Genomic DNA, 13,145 nt, shown 5'->3' on the forward strand with positions numbered 1-13,145 from the left:
GCCCGCCCGGCGTCCGTCCGACAACTCCACACCACCCGACGTCCCGGATCAGCCCGCAGGTCCGGGGCCGGCCCCCTACGACTCACAAGGGAGTGAGGTCGCACGATGCCCGGCCAGCCAGACGCCGTCCAGGACCGATTGCTGCGCGAGGCAGTCGCGCACTGCTCCGGTCGGCCTCCGTTCACCGGCGATACCGAGCAGACAGCGCGGTTGCTCGGGAACTACTACCGCCACGTGGCCACCGAGGAGCTGCAGGAGCGCGACCCCGCCGAAGTCTGCGGTCCCGCAGCATCGCACCTGGAGTTCGCCCAGCAGCGGCCCCGCGGCCGGGCCAAGGTCCGCGTCTACACGCCCATGCGCGAGCGCGACGGCTGGGAGACCGGTCACTCGGTGGTCGAGATCGTCACCGACGACGCCCCCTTCCTCGTCGACTCCGTCACCATGGAGCTGGGCCGCCGCGGCATCGGCTACGACCTGCTCATCCACCCCCAGCTGAAGGTCGCCCGCGACGTCGCGGGCGAGCTCCTGGCGGTCGAACCGGCGCCGGACGCCGACACCGGCGGCCTGGTGCCGTTCCGGGAGTCCTGGATGCACCTGGAGATCGACCGCCGCGGCGACCCCACCGCACACAAGGAGCTCGCCGCCGACCTCGAACGCGTGCTCGCCGACGTGCACGGCGTCCACGAGGACTCCGACCGGATGCGCCACCGCGCGCTGCGGCTGGCCGACGAGGTCGCCGCCTCCGCCGAGCGCCTGGCCGCGGGCGGCGTCGACAGCCGCGAGATGTCGGAGAGCGTGGAGTTCCTGCGCTGGGTGGCCGACCGCCACTTCCACTTCATGGGCTTTCGCGAGTACCTGCTGGTCAGTGACTCGCACAGCGCCGACACCCCGGCCGCGGGCGGCGAGGACTCCGAGCGGCTCGGCCTGCGCCCGCGCCCGGGTACCGGACTCGGCCTGCTGCGCGCCGACGCTCCGGCCTCCGAGAGCTTCGCCGCCCTGCCCCCCGAAGGCCGCGCCAAGGCCCGCGAACCCCACGTGCTGGTGCTGACCAAGGCCAACTCCCGCGCGACGGTGCACCGCCGCAAGTACCTCGACTACATCGGCATCAAGCGCTTCGACGAGCAGGGGCGCGTGGTCGGCGAGCACCGCTTCCTGGGCCTCTACACCCACGAGGCGGTCACCACGAGCATCGCCCAGATCCCCATCCTCAAGCGCAAGCAGGCCGAGATCCTCGACCTCGCCGGCTTCGACCCCGAGAGCTACGACGGCAAGGACCTCGTCGAGATCCTGGAGGGGTTCCCGCGCGAGGAGCTGCTCCAGGCGCCGGTCGACCAGCTCTACGACATCGTGCTGGGCGTGCTGCGGCTGCGCGAGCGCCGCGGCACCAAGCTCTTCCTGCGCCGCGACCCCTACGGCAGGTTCATGTCCTGCCTGGTCTACATGCCCCGAGACCGCTACAACACCGACGTCCGGCTGCAGATCCAGCAGGTCATGAGCCGCGCCTTCGAAGGCGCCACCATGGACCACAACGTCACCGTCGGGTCGGCGCCCTTCGCCCAGCTCTACCTGGTGGTGCGCGCCGAGCGCGGCGGCCTCCTCGCCGACGTCGACCACGCCGCACTGGAGGCCCAGGTCGTGGCCGCCACCCGGTCCTGGGACGACGACCTCGACCGCGAGCTGGTCGCCCGCCTGGGCGCCGAGCGCGCGGGCCGGCTCATGCACGACTACGGCTCGGCGCTGCCCGAGGGCTACAAGGTCGACACCGACGCGGCCGCCGCCGTCGACGACGTCGACCGGCTCGACCGCCTCGACCAGGACGAGCTGACCGTCAACCTCTACCGCCCCCACCGCGCGGAGCCCGGCGAGTGGCGGCTCAAGGTCTACCGCAAGGGCGACCCGATCTCGCTGTCCCGTGTGCTGCCGCTGCTGGAGGACATGGGCGTCGAGGTGCGCGACGAGCGCCCCTACGGAATCACCGGCCCCGAGAGCGGCCGCGCATGGATCTACGACTTCGGGCTGGCCCCGATCACCGACGCCGTCGAGATCCCGGCCCAGCGGCTGAAAGCGCTGTTCGAGGCGGCCTTCACCGCGCTGTGGCAGGGCCGGGGCGAGTCCGACCGGTTCAACGCGCTGGTGGTGCGCGGGGGCCTCGACTGGCGCCAGCTGACCATCCTGCGCGCCTACGCCAAGTACCTGCGCCAGACCGGAAGCCCCTTCAGCCCCGCCTACATCGCCGATGTGCTCATCGCCAACGTGCACATCGCCAACCTGCTGGTGCGGCTGTTCGAGTCCCGCTTCGACCCCGACCTCGGCGCGGGCCGCCAGGAGCGCAGCGACGCCATTACCGAGGAGATCCGCGGCGAGCTGGACCAGGTGGCCAGCCTCGACCAGGACCGCATCCTGCGCTCGTTCCTCGCCGCGATCGAGGCCACCCTGCGCACCACGTACTACCAGGGCGGCGCCGACACGCCCAAGCCCTACCTGGTCTACAAGCTCGACCCGCGGCGCATCCCCGACCTGCCCGCGCCGCGCCCCCGCTACGAGATGTACGTCTACTCGCCGCGCATCGAGGGCGTCCACCTGCGCTTCGGCGCCGTCGCCCGTGGCGGGCTGCGCTGGTCCGACCGCTTCGAGGACTTCCGCACCGAGGTCCTCGGCCTGGTCAAGGCGCAGACGGTGAAGAACTCCGTCATCGTGCCCAGCGGCGCCAAGGGCGGGTTCGTATGCAAGCGGCTGCCCGTCGGGGGCGACCGCGACGCAGTCCAGACCGAGGTCGTCGCCTGCTACAAGCAGTTCGTCAGCGGCATGCTCGACGTCGCCGACAACCGGGTCGGCGGCCGCATCGTCCACCCCGACCGCATGGTGCGCTACGACGGCGACGACCCCTACCTGGTCGTCGCCGCCGACAAGGGGACCGCAACCTTCTCCGACATCGCCAACGGCATTGCGATCGAGCGCGGCTTCTGGCTGGGCGACGCGTTCGCCTCCGGCGGATCGGTCGGCTACGACCACAAGGCGATGGGCATCACCGCCCGCGGCGCCTGGGAGTCGGTCAAGTACCACTTCCGCGAGCTCGGCACCGATGTGCAGAACGAGGACTTCACCGTCGTCGGGGTCGGCGACATGTCCGGCGACGTATTCGGCAACGGCGTGCTGCTGTCCCGGCACATCCGGCTGGTGGCCGCATTCGACCACCGGCACGTCTTCCTCGACCCCGACCCCGACCCCGAGCGGTCCTTCGCCGAACGCCGGCGCATGTTCGAGCTCCCGCGCAGCACCTGGGCCGACTACGACACCGGGCTGATCTCCCGGGGCGGCGGGGTGCACCCGCGCACCGCCAAGTCGATCCCCATCACCCCCCAGGTCCGCCAGGCCCTGGGCATCGAGAACGGCGTCACCGCGCTGCCTCCCTTCGAGCTCATCCAGCGCATCCTCACCGCCCCGGTGGACCTGCTGTGGAACGGCGGGATCGGCACCTACGTCAAGGCCGCCCCGGAGTCCAACTCCGAGGTCGGCGACAAGGCCAACGACCCGCTCCGGGTCAACGGCGCCGACCTGCGCTGCAAGGTGGTGGGCGAGGGAGGCAACCTCGGGCTGACCCAGGCCGCGCGCATCGAGTTCGCGCGCAACGGCGGGCGCGTCAACTCCGACTTCATCGACAACTCCGCCGGCGTCGACACCTCCGACCACGAGGTCAACATCAAGATCATGCTCGACCGCGAGGTCGACGAGGGCAAGCTCGCCAAGTCCGAGCGCGACGAGCTGTTCCTGAGCATGACCGACGAGGTCGCCGACCTGGTGCTGGGCAACAACCAGGCGCAGAACGCGGTGCTGGCCGCCGCGCGCAAGCAGGCCGGCGCCATGATGCACGTCCACGCCCGCTACATGCGCCGCCTGGAGCGCGAGGGCAAGCTCAAGCGCAAACTGGAGGAGCTGCCCGACGACAAGGAGATCGCCCAGCGGCGCGGCGCGGGCCAGGGCCTGACCGGTCCCGAGTTCGCCACGCTGCTGGCCTACACCAAGAACACGCTCAAGGACGAGGTCGCCGACTCCGAGCTGCCCGGCGACCCCTACCTGCGCCAGACGCTCGTGGAGTACTTCCCCACGGCGCTGCGGCGGCGCTTCTCCGACGCCCTCGCCGACCACCCGCTGGGCCGCGAGATCGTCGCCAACCAGGTCGTCAACGACATGGTCAACCGGGGCGGCACCACGTTCGCCTTCCGGATCGGCGAGGAGCTCGGGGCCGCCCCCGACGACATCGCGCGCGCCTACCTGGTGGTGCGCGAGGTCTTCGGCCTGCGGGAGCTCTGGGACGAGATCGAGCACCTGGAGCACTGGGTCGACGTCGACGTCCAACTGGCGCTGCTGCTGGAGGCGCGCAAGCTCGCCGAGCGCGGCACGCGGTGGCTGTTGCGCAACCGCAAGTCGCCGTTCGACCTCGGGGCGGAGATCGCGTTCTTCTCCTCCGGCGTGGCCGAGATCGTTCCGCAGCTGCCCGAGCTGCTGCAGGGCCGCGACCTGCGCCTGTTCACCGAGCGCCGCGACCGCTTCGCCAAGGCCAATACCCCCCGGGAGCTGGCCGAACGGGTGGCGAGCATGGTCCCGGCCTACTCGACCTTCGATCTGGTCGCCATCGCCCATCGCACGCAGCGGCCGCTGCCCGAGGTCGCCGAGGTCTACTTCGACCTCGCCGAGAGCCTGCAGATCGGCTCGCTGCGCGAGCGCATCATCGCGCTGCCGCGCAACGACCGTTGGGCGACGATGGCGCGGGCGGGCCTGCGCGACGACCTCTACGCCGCCCACGCCGGACTGACCCGCGCGGTGCTGCAGAGCGGCGGGGCGGGGGAGGCGCCCGACCAGCTGCGCGAGACCTGGATCGAGCGCAACCGCGTGGCCGTGGACCGCGCCGAGCAGACGCTGCGCGAGATCCGCGAGACCGACCAGTACGACCTCGCCACCCTCTCGGTCGCATTGCGCTCGGTGCGCTCTCTGCTGGTGTCCGCCGAGGAGTGATCGGCCGCGGCCCGGGCCGGTGGGGGTTCCGGCCCGGGCCGAGTGGCGGCGCACGGGCGCCGGCGGGCGCACCGTGGCAGGCAGCGGGATTGCGACGCCCTAGACTTGGGCGCGTGGCAGACCTAGACCCCGCAGACAAGATCAAGGAACTCACCACCACGCTGGCGAATGTGGAGGCCGTCCTCGACCTCGACGCCAAGCGGCGCGAGATCGACGAGCTGCGCGAGCAGTCTGCCGACCCGGAGCTGTGGAACGATCCCGACCGCGCCCAGCAGGTCACCCGCAGGCTGTCCCACCTGGAGTCCACGGTCAGCAAGGTCGGCACGATCCGGAGACGGCTGGACGACCTGAGCGTGCTCTACGAGCTCGCCTCCTCCGAGGACGACCCCGACACCCGCACCGAGGCCGACAACGAGCTGGAGTCGCTGCGCTCGGACATCGGCGAGCTGGAGGTCCGCACCCTCCTCAGCGGCCCCTACGACGAGCGTGAGGCGCTGGTGAGCATCAACTCCCAGGCCGGGGGCATCGACGCCGCCGACTGGGCGCAGATGCTGCAGCGCATGTACCTGCGCTGGGCCGAGCGGCACGGCTACCCCACGCTGATCTACGAGACCTCCTACGCCGAGGAAGCCGGCATCAAGTCCACGACCTTCGCGGTCAAGGCTCCGTTCGCCTACGGCACGCTGCGCGGCGAGCACGGCACTCACCGGCTGGTGCGCATCTCGCCGTTCGACAACCAGAACCGGCGCCAGACCTCCTTCGCGGGCGTGGACGTGGTGCCCGTCGTCCAGCAGAGCGACCACATCGAGATCGACGAGAACGAGTTGCGCATCGACGTCTACCGCTCCAGCGGCCCGGGCGGGCAGAGCGTCAACACCACCGACTCCGCGGTGCGCATCACCCACCTGCCCACCGGCGTCGTCGTCACCTGCCAGAACGAGAAGAGCCAGATCCAGAACCGGGCGACCGCGATGGGCATGCTCCAGGCCAAGCTGCTGGAGCTCAAGCGCCGCGAGGAGAAGGCCGAGATCGACGAGCTGCGCGGCGAGAACGTCAGCAGCTGGGGCACGCAGATGCGCAACTACGTGCTGCACCCTTACCAGAGCGTGAAGGACGTGCGGACGGGGGTGGAGAGCGGCAACACGGGCGGCGTGCTCGACGGTGAGATCGACACCTTCATCGACGCCGAGATCCGCTGGTTGCGCAGCCAGGAGGGCGACGAGGGCTGACCGCCGGCGGTGGTGCCCGCCCCGCGGGCGCCGCCGCGGGGGTGTCCATGACGCCCGGTATATGCGAACGTTATCGCTGCTTGACACTTCCGATATGCTCTGATCTGCTGTTCTGTGAACAGCCGAGGCCGATCAGCCGTGTATGGTCGAGGCCGCCCGAGCATCCGCCCGCCCCCTTCAGGGCCCTCGCGGGGGTTGCGGGCCGATTTGGACATTCCGGGTTGCGATCACCTCTACACTGACGATTGGCCCTGTGGCCGGTACTGCCTCTTGCGGAACCAGTCATCCGCTGAGGTGCCCCTACCCTTGAGAACCTTGTGATGCTGCCGTGATCCATTTTGAGAACGTCACCAAGGCCTATACGACCCAGAAGCACCCCGCGCTGGAGAGCGTGTCCATCGACGTCGACAAGGGGGAGTTCGTCTTCCTGGTCGGCCCCTCCGGCTCCGGGAAGTCGACATTCCTCCGGCTCGTCCTGAAGGAGGAGAAGCCCAACAAGGGCCGGGTGCACGTTGCCGGCAAGGACTTGGCGCGGTTGTCCAACTGGAAGGTTCCGCACCTGCGGCGCCGGATCGGATGCGTGTTCCAGGACTTCCGGCTGCTGCCGAACAAGAACGTCTTCGAGAACGTGGCCTTCGCCCTCGAGGTGATCGGCAAGCCGCGGAGGTTCATCCGCAAGGTCGTCCCCGAGGTCGTCGAACTCGTCGGCCTCGAAGGCAAGGCCGACCGCATGCCCGACGAGCTGTCGGGTGGCGAGCAGCAGCGGGTCGCCATCGCGCGGGCGTTCGTCAACCGCCCGCAGATCCTGCTTGCTGACGAGCCCACGGGGAACATCGACCCCGCTACGTCGATCGGCATCATGAAGGTGCTCGACCGAATCAACCGGACCGGGACGACCGTTGTCATGGCGACCCACGACGCGGCCATCGTCGACTCGATGCGCAAGCGCGTCATCGAGCTCGAGGACGGCGTGGTCGTGCGCGACCAGACCCGCGGCGTCTACGGGCAGGCGTACTGACGCACGGGCCTGCCAGCGCTCCTGCGTTGGTCAGTGCAGCGCGGCGAAGCCCACGAGGATGGACCCTTAACTCTCATGCGTGCACAATTCGTACTTTCCGAGATCTGGATCGGTCTGCGTCGCAACCTGACGATGACCGTGGCGGTCATCACGACGGTGGCCATCTCCCTCGCCCTGTTCGGCGGCGGTCTGCTGATCAACCAGCAGGTATCGCAGATGCGCCAGTACTGGGACGAGCGTGTGACCCTGACCATCTACATGTGCACGGAGATCTCCAACTCCACCACGTGTGAGGAGAACGGGCCCGCCACCGACGAGCAGCGCCAGGGCATCCAGAGCGACCTGGAGTCGATGAGCCAGGTCAAGAGCGTCGAGTACGTCTCAGCTGAGCAGGCATACAAGGACTTCCAGGAACGCTTCTCCAACAACCAGGCCATGGTGGACGCCGTCCGCAAGGGCGACATCCCCGACAACTTCCGGGTCCAGTTGGTCGACCCGACCAAGTACCAGTCCGTGGCCAACGAGGTGGAGGGCCGCGCGGGCATCGACTCCATCTACGACGACCAGGCGGTGCTGGAGCAGTTCTTCGGCCTGCTCGACGGCCTCACCGGCGCCGCGCTGACCGTCGCGTTCGTGCAGTTGGCCGCGGCGGCGCTGCTGATCGGCAATACCGTTCGCCTGGCCGCCTACAACAGGCGCAAGGAGACCGGCATCATGCGGCTCGTCGGCGCGTCGAACTTCTATATCCAACTGCCGTTCCTGCTGGAAGGCGCGATCGCCGGCCTGATCGGCGGTGTCATCGCCTCCGGCTTCATCGTGGCCGCGCGTTATCTGCTGCTGACGCGGATCCAGGAGTGGTTCCAGTTCGACGTCACGCTGTCGACCGGTTCACTGATGTCGGTGATCGGCGTGACGCTGATCCTGGGCATCCTGCTCTGTACGGTGGCCTCGTTCCTGACACTGCGGCGCTACCTGCGGGTCTAGCCTCGCAGGCGGGGGACCGCGCCACAGCGCGGTCGAGGAAGGGGATACCTGTGGCACGCGAAAAGGGGCGGAAGCTCGTCGCGCAGAACCGGCGTGCTCGGCACGACTACCACATCGACGACACCTACGAGGCGGGCATCGTGCTCACCGGGACCGAGGTGAAGTCGCTTCGCGCCGGGCGCGCGTCCCTGATCGACGGCTTCGCCCAGGTCAAGGACGGCGAGGTGTGGTTGGAGAACGTCCACATCCCCGAGTACGCACAGGGCACGTGGACCAACCACTCCGCCCGCAGACCCCGTAAGCTGCTGTTGCACCGCGAGGAGATCGCCCGCCTGATCGGCAAGACCCAGGAGGCCGGGCGCACCCTGGTCCCCCTGTCGCTGTACTTCAGCGAGGGCCACGCCAAGGTCGAGATCGCGCTGGCTCGTGGTAAGCGCAGTTACGACAAGCGCCGCGACATCGCCGAACGCGAGGCAAAGCGCGACATGGAGCGCGCGCTGCGGCGTCGGCGCTGAGCGCTGTGAAAGGATCGCAAGGGTGTCCCCCCGTCACCTCCGCCGTCTGCTAGCGGCAGGAACCGGGCTCGCCGTCGCCGCGGTGGTCTCGGGCTGCACCACTCAGCCCTCGCCGGAGGTCGCGGTGCGCAACTTCCTGCTGGAGTGGCAGGCCGGCGATTACTCCAACGCGGCCGCCTACACCCAGGGCGGCGAGGCCGAGAAGGTCGCCGAGGCGTTGGAGGACACCCACCGCCAGCTCGACCTCGCCGGGCTGCGCTTCTCCCTCGGGCGCATTACGCAGGACGGCGACACCGCCGAGGCGGAGTTCCAGGCCCAGGCCGACCTGGGCATCGGCGACCCGGTGTGGAAGTACACCGGGTCGCTGTCCCTGCGGGACGGCCCCGGCGGCTGGCTGATCTCGTGGTCGCCGTCGGTGATCCACCCCGACCTGGGCCAGGACGAGCGCATGGCCGTCAGCTACGACGTCCCCGACCGCGGGCAGATCGCCGACCGCAACGGCGATCCGCTGGTAGGCACGACCTCCGTCACCGCGTTCGGCGTCGTGCCCACCGACTTGGAGGACGCTGAGCGCGGCGTCGCCGAGCTCGCCGATGTGCTGGGCGAGGACGAGCAGCCGCTCCTGGACCGCGTCCGCTCCGCGCCGCCGGAGGAGTTCCAGCCGCTGGTGCTGATGCGCGCCGGCGAGGTGACGGACAAGATCCGCAGGCAGACCACGTCGATCCCCGGTGTGCGGACCGAGCGTCTCAAGATGCAGCTCAAACCGGAGGCCGCCGCCCCCGTCGTCGGGGAGGTCGCGGGCACGGCCGAGCACAACGTCTCCTCCCGTGTGGCGGGCACCTACCAGGCCGGCGACACGGTGGGCCTCACCGGCCTCCAGAACGTCTTCCAGCAGCGTCTGGCGGGCACGGCCACGACCAAGGTCGTCACCGTCGACAGGAAGGGCGACGCGACCGGCGTTCTGCATTCGTGGCCAGGGCTGCAGAGCGGCTCGCTGGAGACCAGCCTGGACCTCGACGTTCAGCAGGCCGGCAAGGCGGCTCTGGAGACCCTGCCCGAGCGGGGCTACATGGTCGCGCTGGACGCCCGCACCGGCGAAGTGCTCGCCTCGGTCGGCAACGGCGGCGCGGACGACGACGGCGCGTTCACCGCGCAGTACCGGCCCGGCGAGGCGTTCAGCATCGTCTCCTACGCGGCCGCCCTGCGCAGCGGCGCCTACTCGCCGGACGACACTCTGACCTGCGACAACAGCACCAAGGTGGGGGGGCGCACCTTCACCACGCCGAACAACACCGGCCTGTCGGGCCTGCCCGACCTCACCACGAACTTCAGCTACTCCTGCACGACCGCTTTCGCCCGGATGGGCGAGAAGGTGGGCGCCGACGCGATCGAGTCGGCCGCCCGCGACTTCGGTATCGGCGGCGACTGGCGGCTGTCCGTGCCCACCTACAACGGGGGCTTCGAGCGGCCCGGCTCGACTGGCGAGGCCGCGGCGGCCATGGCCGGTACCGACCAGGTGCGGGTGAGCCCGCTGTCGATGGCCCTCGCGGCGGGAGCGGTCAGCGACGGGGCGTGGCACGCGCCGCGGCTGGTCTCCGGCGACGATGCCGCGGCGGTGTCGGACGGGGCGACCCGCCGCCTCGACCCGGGGGTCGTCAAGCCGCTCCGCGAGATGATGCGCTCGGCCGTCGAGCTGAGCGCGGTCGATGCCGACGTCGGCACCGTCCCGGTGCACGGCCAGGTGGCCAACACGACCCAGAAGGTGCGCGGCGACACGACCGCGGTGCAGTGGTTCGTCGGCTACCAGGGCGACATCGCATTCGCGGTGGCGGCCGAGGTACACCCCTCCATCCAGCTGTGGGAGCAGTACGCGGCGCAGGCCGCCGGATCCTTCCTGCAGCAGCTTCCCTACGGCTACGTCGAGAAGATGGCCGAGCAGGACCCGCAGGCCGCCGACACCGGGGGCGGCCAGCAGTCCGGCCAGGCCGGCGCTGGAACTTCGCCCTCCGCGACGCCGCCCGGTGCGAGCGGCGCGTCCGCCGAGCAGAGCGGGTAGGCGCCGACGCACGCCCGGCTGCGGGCGCGGGCGTGTGCTCGGCGCGCGTCCTCGGCGCCGTTCGGCCGGATTCGTAGCGGGCTGCGGCGTGTTGTCCCGAACCGAGAAAAAAATCCGGTGGGCGAGCAACCCCTGCAGGGACGACACGCGTCTTCACGAGTGACTGGGGACCGCAAAGGGGGTTGCGGCCCAGTCGATAGCAGGACCTCGTCTCGGGGGAGGCCCTGCCGAAAGGAAAAGGCCGGCCCGACCCTGCCGGCCGCCCTCGCGGGCAGCGTCGATGGTTCCCGTCCGCGCCCGCGAGGGATTCCCTTCGCCTCCGGCACCTCCGTCCCCTGGGGACCCCAACCGCGCCGATCTTGTAGCCATCGTGAAGGAAAGCGTTTTCCAGTGACGATGGCTACAAGATCGGCGGTGGACGATACCGGGAATCAACTTGGACCCCGGCGCGTTCTAGGGGTAGCGTTGGATCATGCGGGGACACCTCGGTGGTCCCGCATGCGGGCTGCGGCCCGTTGAAAACTACACAGGGGGTGATCGGTTTCGACTTTGATCGCCGTGCCAGGGGAAGCGAGCCGAGGGTTGCGACGTAACCTCGTAAATCCTGCCTCGCGCTAAATACAAGTGCCAATTCTAAGCGCACTGAGTTCGCTCTCGCTGCATAAGCGATAGTGACTCTGTCGGCCTGGACCCGTCCTCGGTCCAGTGTCCGGCATCGACTTGAGGACTTACCGCTCGGATCAGGCCACGGGGCCCGAGCGGGACATTCACGTGGCTGGGCTCGTCAGCGACTCGTTCGCGGGAGCGCTGGAGCCGAGTAGAACGCCAACGCGAACTGCGCTCGGAGAAGCCCTGGCTCGTCATCGAAGGACGCGGGTTCGATTCCCGCCACCTCCACCCGAATCGGAGACGACCCCGCTCAGCGGCCGAAAGGCCCCTGAGCGGGGTCGTCTTTCTTCGTCCGAGGGTGCGCGGCCCGGGGGCGAGGCGGGGTGTCACCCCGCCGGGCGGCTTCTGAGGCGTCCCGGTCGGGTGCCTTCGGCGTGCGGCGGCGCCGCTCGCACGCTGCGCCCGCCGGCGGGCGTCGCCGCCCGACCGGCGCGGTCCTTGCGCCCCATGCACCTCACGGTTCCAACGTCGCCGGAGTCCCCGGGGTGTAGGGATCGGACAGCAGTTCCACCGACGACAGTTGGACGCCGTCCGCGACGGTGAAGATGACGTCCGTCTCCACGGTGCCGCCGGGGTTCAGTTCCTCCCCGCAGTAGTCGTCGCACGTGGTGAGCGCGGCGTCGTAGTCGTCCACGTACTGGTTGCCCTCGACGTCGTAGGCGTGCGAGCCGCCCCAGTCGAAGTACTTCGGGCTCGACGTGGTGTTGGTGATCTGGACGTTGAAGACGACGTATCGGCTCCCGCTCGGCGCGCGGGAGGATGTCCCCGCGCCGTCGGTGATCACATCGTCGTCGTCCACGTAGGCCTCGTTGATGCGCATGTCGAAGTACCCGTCGCTGCCGGACATCCCGTGGAACTCGGTGAGGTCGGGCGCCTCGGGGGGCTTGCCCTTCGGCCGTACCTGCTCGCGGGGCCGCTCCGGCTCCCCGCTCCGCTCCGTCTTCTCAGGCTCCGGCGACGGGGACGCGGGCGTCTCGACCTCGACCGGGAGGCAGGCGATCAGCCCCGCACAGGTGGCGGCGGCCGCCGGAGGAGCCAGTAGTCTCCCAAACATCTTCCGCTCATTTCCGAATGCGCCCGTTCGCAGGTCAGACGGGTCACACTCGGTTCCTACCCGGGTCGGTGCCGGCGTAGAGCAACGCCGGCCGACCGGTCCGGCCGCGGCTCCCGGCTCCCGGCCGCGGCGACCGTCCGCGCCCGCGCGGTACCGAACGCGAGGGCGTTCCAGCGACTGCTGCGCGAACAGGGGGTGGCGGCATCGACGACGCCCTCGGCGCCGCGGGTCGAGTCGGCGGCCCCCTCCGCTCACTCCGGTGTGGCGCCGACGAGCCAGGCCACCTTTCCGGCGGTCAGGTCGATGCTCTCGCTGTTGCCGAGATAGACCCCGAAGGACGCGATGAAGGCGTGGTCGTGGGCGCGCGCCTCGCAGAAGACGTCCTCGACGGCGGCCTCGGACTCGGGGTTGCTGACCCGCAGGTAGGGCGACCCGTCGTCGATGACGCGCGCCCACACGCCGTAGCGCGTCACGGCCGTGGCCAGCCGGGAGAGCTCCGCGCGCCCCGCCGAGTTCCGCAGCGGTGCGGGAGCGGGCCGGGAGTTGCTGCTGGAAGGCTGATCGACCACGGCGGCCTCCTAGGCTAGTGAGCTCGCGCGGGGCGCGC

8 protein-coding genes and 1 other RNA gene are annotated in these 13,145 nt (G+C 70.0%); 7 read left to right on the forward strand and 2 right to left on the reverse strand.

All coding sequences use genetic code 11. The annotated features are described in order from the left end of the window. Window positions 1-105: 105 nt before the first annotated feature. The 7 genes from RM446_RS05820 to ssrA all read left to right on the forward strand — a co-directional run bounded on the left by RM446_RS05820 (window position 106) and on the right by ssrA (window position 11,715). Window positions 106-5,013, forward strand: coding sequence for an NAD-glutamate dehydrogenase (locus tag RM446_RS05820; protein ID WP_311544076.1), 4,908 nt, complete (start codon window positions 106-108; stop codon window positions 5,011-5,013). Window positions 5,014-5,126: 113 nt separating this feature from the next. Then, window positions 5,127-6,242, forward strand: a complete 1,116-nt coding sequence (gene prfB, locus RM446_RS05825; RefSeq protein ID WP_311544077.1) for a peptide chain release factor 2 — start codon at window positions 5,127-5,129, stop codon at window positions 6,240-6,242. Window positions 6,243-6,570: 328 nt separating this feature from the next. Further along, window positions 6,571-7,260, forward strand: a complete 690-nt coding sequence (gene ftsE, locus RM446_RS05830) for a cell division ATP-binding protein FtsE (protein ID WP_311544078.1) — start codon at window positions 6,571-6,573, stop codon at window positions 7,258-7,260. 75 nt (window positions 7,261-7,335) lie between these two features. Continuing rightward, window positions 7,336-8,244, forward strand: coding sequence for a permease-like cell division protein FtsX (gene ftsX / locus RM446_RS05835; RefSeq protein ID WP_311544079.1), 909 nt, complete (start codon window positions 7,336-7,338; stop codon window positions 8,242-8,244). 50 nt (window positions 8,245-8,294) lie between these two features. Then, on the forward strand, window positions 8,295-8,759 hold the full coding sequence (smpB, locus tag RM446_RS05840) for an SsrA-binding protein SmpB (RefSeq protein ID WP_311544080.1): 465 nt from the start codon (window positions 8,295-8,297) through the stop codon (window positions 8,757-8,759). 22 nt (window positions 8,760-8,781) lie between these two features. Beyond that, the gene (locus RM446_RS05845) at window positions 8,782-10,815 is read left to right on the forward strand and encodes a penicillin-binding transpeptidase domain-containing protein (protein ID WP_311544081.1); all 2,034 of its coding nucleotides are present in this window, start codon (window positions 8,782-8,784) and stop codon (window positions 10,813-10,815) included. A 529-nt stretch (window positions 10,816-11,344) separates the two neighbouring features. Then, window positions 11,345-11,715, forward strand: a transfer-messenger RNA (tmRNA) gene (ssrA, locus tag RM446_RS05850). A gap of 223 nt (window positions 11,716-11,938) precedes the next feature. Here ssrA and RM446_RS05855 read toward each other — a convergent pair. Both RM446_RS05855 and RM446_RS05860 read right to left on the reverse strand, forming a co-directional pair. Beyond that, window positions 11,939-12,538: a DUF4352 domain-containing protein gene (locus RM446_RS05855; RefSeq protein ID WP_311544082.1), complete on the reverse strand. Its 600-nt coding sequence runs from the start codon at window positions 12,536-12,538 to the stop codon at window positions 11,939-11,941. 251 nt (window positions 12,539-12,789) lie between these two features. Then, entirely contained in the window at window positions 12,790-13,107 is a 318-nt protein-coding gene (locus RM446_RS05860; RefSeq protein ID WP_398694544.1) for a hypothetical protein, read from the reverse strand. Between the last annotated feature and the right edge of the window lie 38 nt (window positions 13,108-13,145).

The organism is Streptomonospora wellingtoniae, assembly GCF_031845375.1.
GTDB classification, from domain to species: domain Bacteria; phylum Actinomycetota; class Actinomycetes; order Streptosporangiales; family Streptosporangiaceae; genus Streptomonospora; species Streptomonospora wellingtoniae.

What these genes read in the sequence shown, in the direction of transcription:
- ftsX (WP_311544079.1), top strand. Translation starts at nt 7,336, where the DNA reads ATGCGTGCACAATTCGTACTTTCCGAGATCTGGATCGGTCTGCGTCGC.
- RM446_RS05820 (WP_311544076.1), top strand. Translation starts at nt 106, where the DNA reads ATGCCCGGCCAGCCAGACGCCGTCCAGGACCGATTGCTGCGCGAGGCA.
- RM446_RS05855 (WP_311544082.1), bottom strand. Translation starts at nt 12,538, where the DNA reads ATGTTTGGGAGACTACTGGCTCCTCCGGCGGCCGCCGCCACCTGTGCG.